We start from the raw sequence: 16,155 nt of genomic DNA on the forward strand, positions 1-16,155 counted from the left end.
CTGGATGTGAAATTAAGTGTAATCAAGGATGACTAAGGTGATTATTGTTCTTCGGTTTACATCAACACAAGAACAGTTACACCAAAGCAAAGCTAGTTCTTGATTTGCCATGAATATATAAGAAGTCCAAGAAATGAAGTTATTCAACTAAGACTAAAAAACAGTCAAGGCTTAGTTGATATGGGCATCGATAAAGATTCAAATGAAGTAGCAAAAGCCAAAGAAAATGAAACAATAAAAGGCTTACCAGTATCATGCCACAGGCAGAGCTAAAGAAGCTAGACTTCCTGATGGTGCAAGACACTCACCTAACAGAAACAGCTAAGATGGCAGACGTGGTTATTCCAGCAGTAGGCTTTGCAGAATCTGAGGGAACATTTACAAGCTCAGAAAGAAGAATTCAAAGAATAAACAAAGCTATTATTCCAATGAGTGGATATGAAAACTGGAAGGTAATAGTAGAGCTTGCAAGAGTACTTGGAACTAACCTAGACTACACTAGCGCAAAAGATATATTTGCAGAGTTAACTACAGTAAGAAAGAATTACTTCAGAGCTAATATCTGTGATAACAGCACAACCTTCTGGCCAGTAAATGGAAGCAATGTACTATACACAGAAGGATTCAACTTCGAAGATAAAAAAGCAAGGCTACAAACAGTATCAGATGGAGAACTATTTATAGAAAAAGCAAACACAAATTACCTAAGAAATCAGTTTATTGAGTTTCTTAGGGAGAAAGAGTTAATCTAGTCATAAATAAGGTTGGTTAAGGTATATAATGCTGCTTTAACTAACCTTTTTATTATTACAAGATATATAGGATATATAAAACTATAAAATCAGTAATTTTTACTTTTAATAGGTAAATATCTGTTGCTGAAGAAGGTTGTTCAATAATTAAATTCGAAAAGTAGTGTAAACAAGCCATAATATAGTATATAATATAGGTAAATATACAAAGAACTGGGAGTGTATTTAAATGGAATATAATAATTACACTTATTGGCTTGAGATGGCTGAATATGATTATCAAACAGCTATAGCGATGCTTAGAGCAAAGAGATATTTATATGTCGGATTTATGTTGCATCAAACTATAGAAAAAGCTTTTAAAGCCTATTACGTATTGCTTAAATCTGAAAATCCTCCATTTATTCATAGCCTAATGAGGTTAGCACAAAATGGTGAATTCTATGACGATATACCAGAAGAGATGAAGGACTTAATTGATATTCTGGAGCCCCTAAATATAGAGGCTAGGTACCCAAGTCACAAAGAGAAGCTTATGAATGAGCTTAATGAGGATCGTTGTACGGATATATTAGAACATACGGAGGTGTTATATAAATGGATAACAGAGAAATTTCTGAAAGAATCAACAGATTCGTAGAATCTGTAATACCTGAATATAACCCAGAAAAAATTGTTTTATATGGATCGTATGCAAAGGGTACTAATAATGAAAATAGTGATATTGATATAGCAATAATAGTTGATGAGGTAAAAGGAAGTTTTTTAGAAAAAGAAGCACGACTATATAAAATTAGAAGAAATATAGATTCTAATATAGAGCCAATATTAATAGAAAAGAACAGCGATAGAAGTGGTTTTTTAAATCATATATTAAGTTATGGACAGGTACTATTTTCAAGATAAGATAAAGGGAAGCAATGTGCTTAAATATAAGATTTCAACTTTAAAGACAAAGAAGCAAGACTACAAACAGTATCAGATGGAGAGCTATTCATAGAAAAAGCAAATACAAATAATCTAAGAAATCAATTTATTGAGTTTCTTAGGGAGAAAGAGTTAATATAATTATAAATGAAAGCCAGTCAAAGCGATAATTTTCGTCTTGACTGTTTTTTCCTAACTCCTCTCCTTATATTTTTATGAATTAAGTTTATATATTCAATAAGAACTGCCATTAATGCAGTAACTTAGTATATCTAAATTAAGTGGATATCTTGTTTTAAAATACCTGTTACTATATAATCAAATTATAAAGGTCTAAAGGTCAAAAAGTATAATAAATAGATAAATATTATTGTTTATATTATTCAGGGAGTGATATTATGTTTAATCCTTCTCAAATAACACAACAAGAAGTGTTCTCTTTAACAAAAAAGTATGTTGAAAAAATAAAGCCAATATTGGAAGATAAATTAAAAAAGGTCGTTATTTTTGGCTCTTATGCTAGAGGTGATTTTGGTCTAGAGTCTGACATAGATATTTTAATTTTAGTAGATGAAGATGAAAAGAAAATAAGTAAATACAATAAAGAAATGGCAGTAGTTGAGGTTGATATAAACCTAGAGTATAACACAGTTTTAGCACCAATACTCATTAGTGAGAAAAAGTTTTCACAGTATAAAAATGTCATTCCTTTTTATCAAAATGTAGTTAATGAAGGGGTAGTAGTGTATGAGCAATGAACTTAAATAATTAGCAAAATACAGGTTTGGAAGAGCAAAAGAAGACTTAGAAAATTCAAAAGTGAATTATAGAGATAATTATTTAAAGGGTTCGTTAAACAGATCATATTATGCTATTTTTCATGCAATGCGAGCTGTCAATGCGCTAAGTGGCTTTGATTCTAAAAAACACTCTGGTGTAATTGCTTATTTTAATCAATACTATATAAAGACTAAAGAATTTGATAATAGCCTATCTACTATTGTACAGCAGGCATTTAAGACACGCAATAAAAGTGATTATGATGATTTTTACATTGTTAGTCGAGATGAAGTCGAAGAGCAATTGCAAAATGCAGAAATTTTTATTATGACTGTAGAAAAATATCTTAGAGAACTTTCAATATTATAAGATAAGCTACAGAGGTCATTAGCATACTACATATCAGTAGAAACAATTTATAGAACTTGCCCGAAAACCTCCGTTGTTTATCTCGGAGGATGAAGGGGCATTAATTTAAGGTGGTTAGATACCACCTTAAATTAACATTACACTAACTTCTGATTTTGAATATATTCCATAGGTTTACTAAATATACCACATCCATCGCTTAGTCAAGTGGCATCCAAATGCGAAGAATATCAGTTGGGTTTAACAATTTCCAAAGAAGCAATCTATAAAAGGTTAGAAAAATCTTCTTTTCTTTTACAGGAAATGTTTAAATATATCATGCACCAAATTATGAATAAAGTTATTTCTGTAAAAACAGCTTTTCCTAACGAACCTAAGTAATACACTTCAGAAATTATTTAATGTGAAAAAATTTATTTTACAAAATAATATAGCTTTCCGTTTTCAATATAGTTTTCAATATATCCTCTTTCATATAGGTAAGCTATAAAGGCAGATATAGAAGAAAGATATAGAAGATATTGAACATACTCTGGGTCTGGGATTTCATTAAGAATCATTATGTTTTGAAGCAAGTCCTCCCTTGTTTGAGGCTGTTCTAGTATTGTCTTGCATTCTTCAAGTAGTTCATTTATTGCCGCAATGTTTTCATCTGCTAAATTCACGATTTCCTCTTTTGAATATATTGACTCAGAATGAGCCACTACAAAAATATCTGCACTTATTTCCTTGATATATCCTAGAGTATTCAATGAATCTTCGATGCTGTATAGGTATGGAATTGAGTATTTTCCAAGAATATATGTACTAAAAATGCTGTCACCGAGAAAGCATACCTTGTCAGGAGTGATGACTCCAATTTGCTCTATTGAATGACCCTTTAATGAGACTATTTCAATTTTCTCATCGTTAATTTTGTTTATCCCGTATTGAAGAATGTCATTAACCTTTATAGACTTTGCTTTATTAACCCCTTTTGGAGGAAGCGCCCCAAAAAGATTAGTCGGTTGGAGTTCAGTATTTTCCATGTAGAGCTTTTCCTTTTCCGAAGTATAAGTGATACATCCTGGATAAGCTTCAGTAAGGTATATATTTCCTCCACAATGATCAAGGTGATTGTGGGTGTTGATTATATATTTTGGATGAAGTCCATTAAATTTTAAGACTTCTTCTATTTTCCTTGCTATTGTATTATTAATTCCCGCGTCTACAAGCAAGCAGTTTTTATTCTTATATGTGAATACTCCTATGTTTGTGTTGCTTGGAATATAATAAGTATTGCCCTTTAGCTTTATGAGTTCCATTATTTCAGCTCCTTGTCTTATTGATTTACATTTTATATTTTAAATTAAATTTGTTTCTCATGCAAAGCATCAATTTTCTTGCTGGCCATTTCACATTAGATTAGTATAACAATTCAGCTTAACTATTATTTTAAAACAATTTACAATTTTTTAAAAGCTAGGTTAGTCTAAATGTATGTAAGGAGGAGAAATTGGTATGCTATAAAAATTAGAGATTGCAGCTGTGAAGTGCATCCTCCATACTTTTTTTCAATTACATAACCTACTTATATTAAGTATATATATAGCCAAGTCTCTATATTGTATAATTTTTAGGGGTCAAAGCAACTAACTTTGCATTTATATTGATTATTTTCCATAATATGATAGAATCTTACTGAGATGAGAAAACGGCGAGAGAAGCTAGAAAAGAGAGCCAAGCAGGACACAAGGTGAGAAGGAACAATAAGGAAATGGTATTTGCTAAACCATCAGAAAAATTGTACTTTATTGAACAACTGTAGTATCAGAAAGGAAAATAATAATGGTATAAAAAACATAGAACAAAATAGCAGCTTTAAATTAAAATACGGAAAGAGTTCCATTATAGCAGAATCTGGATTAGGAAAATCAATACTTTTAAATATGATAATCGAAAATAAAACTCAAGGCAGATTAATTTATGCAGATCAGAAAATAGTTGGATTTATTATCTGGATGATTGATGAAGAGCGTAATGATTATAGTGTGATTCCAGGGTATGGCACCATTCTCGAAATAGGCTTAGCCAAAGATTACAGAAATAAAGGCATTGGAAAAAATATTGTGCAATATGCTGAGGAACAAATGTTGGAAAAAGGGGCTGACAGTTTTTACGTTACTGTTTATAATCCAGCAAAAATATTTTGGGAGAATTGTGGTTATGTGAATACGGAGAAAATTGCATTCAATGGGCTTCAAATATATAAAAAGGCTAAAGGAATAATAATGGATAATAATTAAAGAAGAGTATTGAGAATTTTAAATAAGGGAAGTAATAGATCTTATTAAATAGTAAATGAATGTCTGAGAATATAATATAATAAAATCTTCTAAAGTAAAAAATAAGACATCATGGAAGATTTTGTTTATAGGAAATAATCATAATGAGAGAATTAACAAGGAGAGAAAGCATATGATAGATATTTTTATAATACTAAGTCTATTTCTTATGTTTCTGTATTTTTGCTTTAAATCAACCTCAAAAGCTAGAAACTACATTTTAATTTGTATAATGCTATTAACTATATTGCATGGAGAAAGAAATAAATTAATTAGTAGAGAAACAACTTTAAATTCTGAGCAGAATAAACTAAATGAAAATAATTTAATAGCATCAATCAGAGAACAGTACAAAGATGATGACTTAAAATGGCTAGACAATTTAGATATGACCAGTGTACACTTTTTACAATTAGATGAGGATGCTGACTATGAGATAGCGATTTTAGATAGGAACTCAGAAGTAGAGGAAGAAAATTTTATAATATTTAATACCAATAATAATCAATATGAGATTTTATTTAGAGGAACTAATATTGAACAATATTTTTTACCCTCGGATAATAGGTTTATAGTCATGGAAACTAAGTCCAGTGGAATAGGAACTGGTGTTTTTGGCAGTGAATATCTAATCTATACTTATGATGATTCAATATTTGAAATGGTATGGTCAGAAAATAAATATATGATACATAGTAAAAATGATACAGACATAATATATAAAGTTATTGGTAAAATTGACTTAATTGGCAATAAATTAGAGTACACTTATATTAATCTTACAACCAATAGTTCAGGAGAATATGTAAATTACCAAGAATACATAGATATATATGAATTTAAAGATAATAATTTTGAACTTATAGATTCTAAAGAAAACATATAGATAGGGAGTTGGCAGGCGGCTAATAAGATACACTATGTATGTGGAAAATAAACATCTTAAATGATATTAAATCCATTTTATCATCATTTTTTCAATAAAATGCTGTTTTTTTATTTGTGTATTCATTTTGTTCATTGGGAATAATTATTAAGAGGTGATAAAAATGCGATTTGATATATCAAATAAAGCAAAGGAGCAGTTAGAGCAAGAATTCGGTGGAAGAACCGTAAGAATTTTCCCATATAGAAAGAGCTGATCAGGAGTAATATTTGACTTGGCTCAGGATGAGCCTAAAGACGACGATAATGTATATGATATTGGTTCCGTTAAAGTCGTAGTTAATAAGAAGATAGAAGGATATGCTCCATCTATAGGCATTGACTATGAAAACTACGAATGGGGAAATGATTATGTTATAGCTACTCACTATTAAATTACCTCTATATTTATCAGTAACAGAATAAGTGGAGCATTTGCTCCACTTATTTATTTGTAATCAAATAGTAACTTAATTTATGCAATAATATGATATAGAATAGTTATAGGAGGTATTTGATATTAAATAATAAAGTTGCTAGCACAACAGATTAAAATATAAAAGGGGGCGAGTAAAATTAAAATATTTAAATGGAGTCAATTTTACATACTGTTAATACTTTTGATGTTCATTCAATTGCCTGGTCCTGAGGCTTTAGCTACTAATGAACCTAGATTGTTATTAGATGGACAGAATATTACTGCAATAGCCGAACCTGCTATTCAAGATGATAAAATCCTTGTACCTATATGTGCTATAGCAGAAAAGCTAGGAGCAGAAGTCAATTGGAATAAAGAAGAAGGGACAGTCTATATAGAAAAGGATAATACTTCAGTGCTTTTAAGGATTGATAGTCATTTAGTTTCCTATCAGAAAGATGAGAAAACATATATATTGAGTGATGTACCTCCGATGATTATTAACGAACGTATCTATGTATCTCTTAATTTGGTTAGAAATTCTTTAGGCATTGAGGCTGATTGGGATGCAGATAATAATAGTATCTTAATAGATTCGAGCAAGCCAGTAGATATTGAACCTTTTTTTGATATAAAAATTTCATCTGTTAATTCAGGGCAAGTCATTACAGGCAGAACAGATTTGCAGATAGAATTACCTAATGAAGAAGCTACAAATGCAGTGGAAATAAAATATCTTCTGCTAGACCCTAATACAGCTAAAGGTACTGTTATAGCAAGGGGAAATCAATTAACTTCTAAATATTCTTGGATACCTAACTTACAGGAAAGTGGAGAAAGAGTACTTGTGGCTGCTCTTTATGATAGTGATGGACGTTTCATAGCTGGGGATTCCATACCTGTTTATGTAGCTGTCATTCCAGAGGTATCATTAACAGGTTTAACTCAAGACCAGATCATAACTGGCACAGTTTCCATAGGTGCTGATACTAATTTTGTTGCATCCTATGTAAAATACGAAATAACTAATCTGGACAATAATAAAGTAACAGTGTCTTCTGAATATGACCCATACGGGCCATATACTTGGACACCTATGATGTATGATAATGGAAGCTATGCTTTTAAGGTAATAGCCTATGATAGTAACAATCAGGCTTATGAAAGTCAGACTATTAACGCTAAGATTAATGTTCCTCGCAAATTCTCACTATCAGGGGTTTCTAATGGTGCAACAATTGATAAGCCTATAACATTATCATATTCATTAAATTTTTATATTAGTCAAACAGAATATGTACTAAGAGATCCAAAGACTGGAAAAGAAGAGATTTTAGCTCAGATACCATATGGAAGCTATAAATGGTTTCCAGGTCCAAAATATTCAGGTACTAAAGAGCTTTTAGTTAGAGTTAAGGACACTAGAGGAGTAGTTCATGAAAGTAATAAAGTCAGTGTTAATCTAACAGGAACTCCAAAACTATTTTTAGAAGGTGTAGGACCTAAGCAAGTTCTTACAGGGCCTGTCAAATTAAAGGTTATCAGCAATGTTGCATTAGACAAGGTGAACTATGTTCTCATTAATGCAACAACAGGAGAAAAGAAGGTCGTAGCTTCTAATCAAAAACCACAAGCTGAATATACATTTACGCCTATTCAAGGAGATGAAGGAAGCTGGAAGGTTCAGGCTGAAGGAATATATAGCTCAGGCAAGAAAGTCCTAAGCGAAGAGATTCCCGTTACAGTGTATCTAGGCAAAACTTACTCAGCAACACCTGTCATTGAAAAGGATAAGTTCCTTGGATTGGCTTCTGAACTAGCTAGAGATTCTTGGGAAAAAACAGGAATGTCAGCAGCACTCCAAACAGCTCAAGCTATTCTGGAGACAGGCTGGGGACAAAGTGTGCCAGTAGATAAATATAATGGCAAGATATCCTACAATTTATTTGGAATCAAAGGCAGTGCTACAGCTGGCTCTGTAATATCCAACACATGGGAAGTATATAATGGAGTGTCATTCCGTGTTGATGCAGAATTCAGGGCATATAATAATGTAAATGAAAGCTGGGCAGATCATAAGAGCTTACTACTAGAAAAGGAAAGATATGAACCTTTTAGAGAAGTTATGCACGACAGCACTTTAGGTGCTTGGGCAATAAGAAGAGCAGGATATGCTACTGACCCACAATATCCTATAAAATTGATGAGACTTATAAAACAATATAATTTACATGAGCTTGATAAAATAGGTATATAAAATAAGGAGTATCTCAAGGCTACTTTTCATGTAGCTAGGATACTCCTTTTTCTTTGAATTGCATATGAAGCAATAATCTCGTCAGACTGTGTGTAAACTGTCACCCTGAGCGAAGCGAATGGGTCTCTAATAGCTTCAAATACAGATTCTTCACTGCGTTCAGAATGACAAAAACGTATAGAATATGAATCTTCACACAGTCTGCCGTCTCCTTGCTTTACTAGATATCTTTTTCATTAAATTCGTCATTTGTTATTCTAAAGGATTCTTTAATACCTTTAGTAATATAAACATTTTTATCCTTATCTACAAAAATAGCCTCAATTCCGTCAAGGCTTTCAATTAATTCTGTTCCCTTTTCAAGTCCCAGTGCAAATACTGTAGTAGATAATCCATCCGCATCAATTGATTTATCTGCAACTATGCTAACGCTCATCAAAGGATTTTCTACTGGATAGCCTGTAAAAGGATCTAATATATGGTGATATCTCTTTCCACCTTCAATAAAATATCTTTCATATACTCCAGATGTAACTACTGTTTTATCTCTTACACTTAATATACCTATATGCTTATTTCTTGGCTCAAATGGATTCTGGATACCAATATTCCATTTATCAGTTTTACCATTTCCACCTAAGGCCAACACATTTCCTCCTAGGTCAATGATTGCATTGTCAATATCTTTTGACTTTAGATAATCTGCAATTACATCGGCAGCATAGCCCTTTGCGATGCCTCCTAAGTCAATAATCATATTTTCCTTTGCCAGCATGACACTTTTATCAGATTCATTAAGTAAAATATCATTATAATCGATTTTAATTAATGCTATATTTATTTCACTCTGTGAGGGAACCCTGGCATCTTCATTTCCAATTCCCCATAGCTTTACTAAAGGTCCTACACTGATGTCGAACATCCCATTCGAAAGAGTAGAATAATATTTTCCTTTTTCAATTACGTAATAGGTTTCAGGAGACACATTAACATATGATTTCCCAGAATTTTTGTTAATTCGAATTACTTCACTATCTTCAATATTAATGCTCATTTTATTTTCAATATCCTGTACGAGATCAAAAGCTCCATTGAATAGTTCATCAGGCTGAGGGTCAAGAAGCTTTATCTGAACTACTGTTCCCAGCAGAAAGCTAGTTTTTTCTTTAATGAGTCCCTTGTCTGTAATATTTTTTTCCTTAAACTTACTATAAATTGAAAACATTGCAATAGCTATTACGACAACTGATAGAATTATAACTGTTATTTTTTTAGCTTTTTCCATATTCTACCTCCAAGGCCAGCTATATATTGAATAAAAACATTATACCACTATTAGAAATTTGTTTAAAGTAAAAGAAAGAAGCAAAACTATGTATTATTGACTAATATAATTATATTAGTCATGAACAAAATAAACAAAAGGTATAGGTAATGACCAAAAACACTGTAAATATAGACATTTGTTTAGGTTGTGATAAAATTTTAACTAGGATAGTTTGTGTATTATCAAACTTAATAGTGGATATATTCTATCCACTCTGTAATTTTTAAATATGGGCTCCATTTAGATGAGAATTTAACTTATCTGAATGCTAAATAAGGGAGGTCAAGTAATGGCTAATACTAAACAAATTGTAGTACTAGGCGGTGGCTATGGTGGTATATTAGCTGCGAAAAAGCTAGGAAAATTGTTTAAAAAAGATGACAACGTAAAGGTAACATTGATTGATAAAAAGCCATATCATACAATGTTGACAGAACTGCATGAGGTTGCAGCGAACAGAGTTCCAGAGGATTCTATTAGAATCGAATTCAAAAAAGTTTTTGCAAAAAGAAAGGTAGATTTTGTACTTGATGAAATCACTGAAATTGATTTTAAAGGGAATACTTTAAAATCAGAAAAAAGCACTTATGAATACGATTACCTTGTACTAGGTACTGGATGTAAGCCAACATATTTTGGCATACCTGGAGCAGAGGAATATACTAAAAAACTTTGGTCCTATGAGGATGCAGTTGGACTTAAAGAGCATATCCTTCACATGTTCAGGGAAGCAGTAAAAGAACCTAATGCAGAAAAAAGAAGAAAGATGCTTACTTTTGTAGTAGTTGGCGGAGGCTTCACAGGAGTTGAAATGATAGGCGAGCTTGCGGAGTGGAAAAATAGACTTTGCAAAGAGTTCTATGTAGATGAGAACGAAGTAAAACTTTACGTAGTAGATGCTTTACCAAAAATCCTTCCAATATTTCCAGACAAATTAATAAGAAAAGCTGAAAATAGACTTAGAAAACTAGGTGTTGAGATTATAACAGGAGCAGGAATCACAGAAGTTAAGCCAGGCTCTGTTACAATGGGTGAGAAAGGCACTATAGAAGCCGAAACAGTAGTTTGGGCAGCAGGAGTTGAAGGTGCTGACTTACTAGACAACTTAGATATTGAACAAAAAGGTAGAAAAAGAATTGTTACAAATGACAAGCTTCAATCAATAGATTATGATAACGTTTACGTAGTTGGAGACAATATATTCTATATACCTGAAGGAGAAGAAAGACCTGTTCCACAAATGGTTGAAAATGCAGAGCATTCAGCACCGTTAGTAGCACATAATATTCATGCAGATATTAAAGGTGGAGAAAAGAAATCATATAAACCGGCATTCCATGGCGCTATGGTATGTATTGGTGGAAGATATGGTACAGCACATGTAGGTTTACCAGGAAAGTTCTTCGGATTGCCTAGTTTCTTTGCAATGCTTTCTAAGCACTTTATTAACTTATTTTATTTCTTCCAAGTAGCAGGCTTTAATAAATGCTGGTCATATATAATGTATGAATTCTTTAATGTAAAAGATAATAGAAGCTTTATCGGTGGACATCTGGCTAAGCGTTCTCCAAACTTCTGGCTATTCCCATTAAGACTATTTGTCGGCTATAAATGGTTGGCTCAAGGTTTGGAAAAGTTACCTAGTATTTTAGCAGATCCATCAAAGATATTCTTAATACCAGCGCCAGCATCAGCGACATCAGCAGCATCGGCAACATCAGCAGCTTCTGGAGCAGCAGAAGCAGTATCTCAATGGGGTGAAGCATTACCAGTACCTGGTTTTATCTCAAATATTGTAAAATGGTCAATGGATACATTTTTCTATACACCTGAGGGTGGGTATACAAAACTTGCTGAGATATTCCAAGCAGGCATGGTAATTGGTGAAGTAATAGTAGGATTATTATTACTTGCAGGATTATTTACAGCTTTAGCTTCTTTAATATCTGTAGCAATGGGACTTATGATATGGTCTTCTGGAATGGCACCAACAGAAATGCTATGGTATTTTGCAGCAGGTATTGCTCTAATAGGTGGCTCTGGAAGTACATTAGGTCTTGACTACTATGTATTGCCTGTTCTAAAAAGATGGTGGAAGAATACAGGGTTTGCGAAGAAAACCTATCTGTATATTGATTAGTAGACTTAAATCCAGTGTCCTTTTAAAGATTTCTTTAGAAGGACATTTCATTATTATGGAGAATTATATATAGGGAACAATACTATTTATAACTTAGTGGGTAAAGGTGAGAAGATGAATAAATTTTGGAATGATTATCCTGCATTGATTGAAGAATTAAATGGAGTAAAGAGTATTATTAAACGTAACATCAAATCCAGAGAGACAATTTTAGAAGAATCAATATTGCCAATGATTGAAAGCGGGGGTAAAATGCTTAGACCTGCATTTCTCATTTTAGCCAGTAAATTTGGAGAATATGATTCTAAAAAAATCAGCAATTTGGCTGCCGTAATTGAGATGCTTCATATGGCTACTCTAATCCATGATGACATAATAGATGATGCGAGGCTTAGAAGAGGCTGTGATACTATACAGTACAAATACGGTAAGGACTATGCAGTATATATTGGAGATTTTCTTTTTTGTCAATGCTTTAATATGCTTGCTAAATATGATTATGATATGAAAGATCTAAGAAACATCTCAAAAGTTCTGACTAAGATTTGTATGGGAGAAATAACTCAGTACAATCTTAGATACGGGAAAAATGCGAGTTTAAGGAATTATATTAGAATAATATCTGGAAAGACAGCTGCACTTTTTGCAATAAGCTTCTATACAGGTGCAAATGAAGCGAAGTGTGATGAATCAATTTCAAACTCTCTAGGAAAAGTAGGATATAATGCAGGAATGGCTTTTCAAATTATAGATGATATACTTGACTATAGCGGAAATACGGAGAGACTAGGGAAATCAGCCTTGAGGGATTTACAAAAAGGCTACTATACTTTGCCTTTAATCTATGCTCTAGAAAATGACAAAGATGGTCGATTAAAAAGGTTGCTTGATAGTGAAAGCTTATCAAGTGTAGAAATAGATGAAATAATGTTGTTAGTGGATAAATATGATGGTATCAATAGAGCAAAAAAAGTTGCAGATAAGTACACTGAAAAGGCAATTGAAAGAATTGAAAAGCTGCCAAATTGTGAGTCAAAAGAAATAATCAGAGGATCAGTTTTAAAGCTTTTGAATAGAGATTATTGATATAAATTCTTAAGGTCTATAGTATGCAAATTCGTATACTATAGGCCTTTTCATTTTCAATGTGACAAAAAAGTTACTAGATGATATAATTATAATAACCAAATTTACAATAAGACCAAAACTATATTTTTCAATTAAAGTACCTTTACTTAGGGGATAAGGGGAAGATACTATGAAAAAGGCTTTATTGATTTTTATGATTTTTTTATTAAACTTTGGACTAGCCTCCTGTACGTCAAAGAACCAGCTTTATGTGCCTGGAGAATATGTAGGTGTAGGAGAAGGCCATCATGGACCTATAAAGGTGATTTTGACAACAGATGAATACAACATATTAAATATTGAAGTTATTGAAGAATATGAGATGCCTGAGCTTGCAGCAATTGTCTATGAAGAAATACCTAAAAAGGTAATTAAGTCTAACAATGCAGATGTGGACGTAGTTGCAGGAGCATCATATACAAGTGTAGGACTTATCAATGCTATTAAAGATGGGCTTAGTAAGGCTAGTGTTACTCAATAACTAGAATAAAAGGGTGTATTTATGTGAAACTACAGTATAAGATTACTATAGTTATGACTCTAATGCTTATTGCTGTCATAGGCGGTATTGGCATATTAACCTTTAGACAAGTTGAAAAAACCATAGAGCATCAGATGGGAAACAACGCCATGGATTTAGCAGTTACTATTGCTTCCATGGATGTTATAAAAGAAACCTTGGGCACAACAAAGGATTATAGAATAATTCAAGATAAAATAGAAAGCTTTAAGCATGAAACAAGATTTAACTATATAATTGTCATGGACATGGATGGAATTAAGTACTCCTATCCTATAGAATATGACTTAGGAAAGAAATATATTAGTGGTGGAGAGGAAAGAGTACTTAAGTATGGAGAATCGTATATATCTGCTGATAAAAATGTACTCATATCTGCAATTAGAGCTTTTGTTCCAGTTCATTATAATGGAAAACAAGTTGGTGCAGTTTTAGTAGGATTACTTAACAATACTGTATACGAAGAAATAAGGCCATATATTTTAAATTTTCAAATGACTATTGTAATAGGAATAATAGTAGGCATCATATGCTCAGCAATTCTATCCTATAACATAAAGAAATCAATATTTGGACTAGAACCGAAGGAAATCGCTCTTTTACTTGGACAGAGAGATAATATACTTCAAAGCTTAAAAAATGGTATAATGGCAGTTGATGAAAAGGGTTCAATTATTCTATTGAATAAAAATGCAAAGGATGTTCTAGGATTCAAGGATAGTGATGTGGGTAAGAATATTTCAAGCTTTAATATGGTATATACTAGACAAATAGCAGAAGTACTAGAAAATGAAGAGTCTATCTATAATGAAGAGGTAAGGCTGGGACCACAGAAAATACTTCTTTGTAGTCATACTATTATGAAGAATTATAGAAATGAAACTATAGGCCTTGTATCTAGCTTTCAGGATTTATCAGAGGTTAAGAGAATGGCTGAAGAACTTACAGGCATAAAGAAGATGACAAATGAGCTAAGAGCACAAAGCCATGAATTTTCAAATAAGCTTCATACCATATCTGGACTTATTCAACTGGAGGAGTATGATAAGGCTATAAAATATATATCTGACTTAACTGAACAAAGGCATGAAATATTAGGCACATTAACATATAAGATAAAGGACGTACACATAGCTGGAATACTTCTTTCAAAATATAATAAGGCAGTTGAAGCAAAAATTGAAATGATTATAGATTCTAATTCAAGTTTAACAGCGTTACCCGAGGAGATTAATGTTGATGAGGTCTGCTCTATATTAGGAAATTTAATTGATAATGCAATAGATGAGCTAGTTAAGGTGAAAAGTGGAAAATTATTAATTAAAATTAATTCAAATACAAATGCATTGAAGATAATGGTAAAAGACAATGGACCAGGAATAAGCGAGGATATTAGGGACAAGATTTATAGGAGAGGATATACAACTAAATCAGGCTGTAGAGGATTTGGTTTAAGCATTGTCAAAAAAATCGTGGATGGAGCAGGTGGAACAATAGAACTCAAATCAGATGATGGTACTTGTTGGGAAATAACTATTCCCATGAGAAGGGGGAATTAATGTGATAAAAGTTCTTATAGTTGAAGATGATCCTATGGTTAGAGAAATTAACGAGAAATTTTTAAAAAGAGTAGAAGGATATAAGCTATGTGATAGTGTTGGATCAATAGAAAGAGCAAAGGAAGTTATTTTGCAGGATAAGCCCGATTTAATACTATTAGACGTTTTTTTCCCACAGGGAAAAGGATTGGAACTCTTGAAGTGGACAAGAAAAAAGGACTTAAAAATTGACGTGATTTTAATAACTGCAGATAGAAATATGGAATCTGTAGAAGAAGCATTTAGGTATGGAGCAGTTGACTATATTGTAAAGCCATTCATTTTTGAAAGATTTAAAGAAGCAATGCTACAGTACAGAAATAGAAAAAAGAACCTAGAAGCAAATGAATCAATAAATCAAGAAATAATAGATAAATATGTATTAAATGAAAAGAAGACTAACAGCAATTTGTTAGAAGAAATTGGCGATGTAAAGGGGTTTAGCCAATATACCTATGAAAAAGTTATAGATTATATCGAAGGGATGAAGGGGAAAACATTTACAGCACTACAGGTGGCAAAATGTATTGGTGTTTCCAGAATTACTGCAAGAAGATATCTAGACTTATTAGAAAAGGAGCAAAAGATAATTCTTGAGCTAGAATACGGAAAAGTAGGAAGACCTCAAAATAAATACAGATTGAAAGAAGAATAAGAAGCCGTTTCAATAGGGAACAGAATTATCTGTTCT

General features: G+C 32.2%; 16 protein-coding genes and 2 pseudogenes. 16 read left to right on the forward strand and 2 right to left on the reverse strand.

Annotated features, from left to right (window positions below):
• Nucleotides 1-99 precede the first annotated feature (99 nt).
• The 7 genes and pseudogenes from QO263_RS06625 to QO263_RS06655 form a co-directional block, all read left to right on the forward strand.
• Nucleotides 100-273: a hypothetical protein gene (locus QO263_RS06625; RefSeq protein WP_285627902.1), complete on the forward strand. Its 174-nt coding sequence runs from the start codon at nucleotides 100-102 to the stop codon at nucleotides 271-273.
• The gene (locus QO263_RS06630; RefSeq protein ID WP_285627904.1) at nucleotides 255-752 is read left to right on the forward strand and encodes a molybdopterin-dependent oxidoreductase; all 498 of its coding nucleotides are present in this window, start codon (nucleotides 255-257) and stop codon (nucleotides 750-752) included. Before QO263_RS06625 ends, QO263_RS06630 begins: the two co-directional genes overlap by 19 nt.
• 229 nt (nucleotides 753-981) lie before the next feature.
• Nucleotides 982-1,392 (forward strand): HEPN domain-containing protein, encoded by a 411-nt coding sequence (locus tag QO263_RS06635; protein WP_285627906.1) that lies wholly within the window; start codon nucleotides 982-984, stop codon nucleotides 1,390-1,392.
• Nucleotides 1,350-1,658, forward strand: coding sequence for a nucleotidyltransferase family protein (locus QO263_RS06640; protein WP_285627908.1), 309 nt, complete (start codon nucleotides 1,350-1,352; stop codon nucleotides 1,656-1,658). The genes QO263_RS06635 and QO263_RS06640 overlap by 43 nt, the downstream gene beginning before the upstream one ends.
• Nucleotides 1,659-2,077: 419 nt before the next feature.
• Entirely contained in the window at nucleotides 2,078-2,437 is a 360-nt protein-coding gene (locus tag QO263_RS06645) for a nucleotidyltransferase domain-containing protein (RefSeq protein ID WP_285627910.1), read from the forward strand.
• A gap of 28 nt (nucleotides 2,438-2,465) precedes the next feature.
• Nucleotides 2,466-2,828 (forward strand): annotated as a pseudogene (locus tag QO263_RS06650) (HEPN domain-containing protein); the annotation flags it as partial.
• A 159-nt stretch (nucleotides 2,829-2,987) separates the two neighbouring features.
• Nucleotides 2,988-3,188 (forward strand): annotated as a pseudogene (locus QO263_RS06655) (IS4-like element ISAme1 family transposase); the annotation flags it as partial.
• 53 nt (nucleotides 3,189-3,241) lie between these two features.
• On the opposite strand, the gene QO263_RS06660 reads toward QO263_RS06655, so the two are convergent.
• The gene (locus tag QO263_RS06660) at nucleotides 3,242-4,132 is read right to left on the reverse strand and encodes an MBL fold metallo-hydrolase (RefSeq protein WP_285627912.1); all 891 of its coding nucleotides are present in this window, start codon (nucleotides 4,130-4,132) and stop codon (nucleotides 3,242-3,244) included.
• Between the two features lie 459 nt (nucleotides 4,133-4,591).
• Here QO263_RS06660 and QO263_RS06665 point away from each other — a divergent pair, with 459 nt between their 5' ends.
• The 4 genes from QO263_RS06665 (at nucleotide 4,592) to QO263_RS06680 (ending at nucleotide 8,751) form a co-directional block, all read left to right on the forward strand.
• Entirely contained in the window at nucleotides 4,592-5,113 is a 522-nt protein-coding gene (locus QO263_RS06665; protein ID WP_285627914.1) for a GNAT family N-acetyltransferase, read from the forward strand.
• A 172-nt stretch (nucleotides 5,114-5,285) separates the two neighbouring features.
• Nucleotides 5,286-6,038 carry a hypothetical protein gene (locus QO263_RS06670; RefSeq protein ID WP_285627916.1) on the forward strand — a complete coding sequence of 251 codons (753 nt, stop codon included), beginning with the start codon at nucleotides 5,286-5,288 and terminating at the stop codon, nucleotides 6,036-6,038.
• Nucleotides 6,039-6,312: 274 nt separating this feature from the next.
• Complete coding sequence (locus tag QO263_RS06675) at nucleotides 6,313-6,471, forward strand: hypothetical protein (RefSeq protein ID WP_285627918.1); 159 nt, start codon at nucleotides 6,313-6,315, stop codon at nucleotides 6,469-6,471.
• A gap of 240 nt (nucleotides 6,472-6,711) precedes the next feature.
• Complete coding sequence (locus QO263_RS06680) at nucleotides 6,712-8,751, forward strand: glucosaminidase domain-containing protein (protein WP_285627920.1); 2,040 nt, start codon at nucleotides 6,712-6,714, stop codon at nucleotides 8,749-8,751.
• A 220-nt stretch (nucleotides 8,752-8,971) separates the two neighbouring features.
• On the opposite strand, the gene QO263_RS06685 is transcribed toward QO263_RS06680, so the two are convergent.
• Nucleotides 8,972-10,036, reverse strand: coding sequence for an FAD:protein FMN transferase (locus QO263_RS06685; protein WP_285627922.1), 1,065 nt, complete (start codon nucleotides 10,034-10,036; stop codon nucleotides 8,972-8,974).
• Nucleotides 10,037-10,367: 331 nt separating this feature from the next.
• Here QO263_RS06685 and QO263_RS06690 point away from each other — a divergent pair, with 331 nt between their 5' ends.
• From QO263_RS06690 to QO263_RS06710, 5 genes are all read left to right on the forward strand, one after another.
• Nucleotides 10,368-12,218 (forward strand): NAD(P)/FAD-dependent oxidoreductase, encoded by a 1,851-nt coding sequence (locus tag QO263_RS06690; RefSeq protein WP_285627924.1) that lies wholly within the window; start codon nucleotides 10,368-10,370, stop codon nucleotides 12,216-12,218.
• A gap of 114 nt (nucleotides 12,219-12,332) precedes the next feature.
• On the forward strand, nucleotides 12,333-13,304 hold the full coding sequence (locus tag QO263_RS06695; protein ID WP_285627926.1) for a polyprenyl synthetase family protein: 972 nt from the start codon (nucleotides 12,333-12,335) through the stop codon (nucleotides 13,302-13,304).
• 172 nt (nucleotides 13,305-13,476) lie between these two features.
• The gene (locus tag QO263_RS06700) at nucleotides 13,477-13,827 is read left to right on the forward strand and encodes an FMN-binding protein (protein WP_285627928.1); all 351 of its coding nucleotides are present in this window, start codon (nucleotides 13,477-13,479) and stop codon (nucleotides 13,825-13,827) included.
• Nucleotides 13,828-13,850: 23 nt separating this feature from the next.
• Nucleotides 13,851-15,425, forward strand: a complete 1,575-nt coding sequence (locus QO263_RS06705; protein ID WP_285627930.1) for an ATP-binding protein — start codon at nucleotides 13,851-13,853, stop codon at nucleotides 15,423-15,425.
• 1 nt (nucleotide 15,426) lies between these two features.
• Nucleotides 15,427-16,119 carry a response regulator gene (locus tag QO263_RS06710; RefSeq protein ID WP_285627932.1) on the forward strand — a complete coding sequence of 231 codons (693 nt, stop codon included), beginning with the start codon at nucleotides 15,427-15,429 and terminating at the stop codon, nucleotides 16,117-16,119.
• Nucleotides 16,120-16,155 lie beyond the last annotated feature (36 nt).

This window comes from Proteiniborus sp. MB09-C3 (assembly GCF_030263895.1).
Classification (GTDB): Bacteria; Bacillota; Clostridia; order Tissierellales; family Proteiniboraceae; genus Proteiniborus.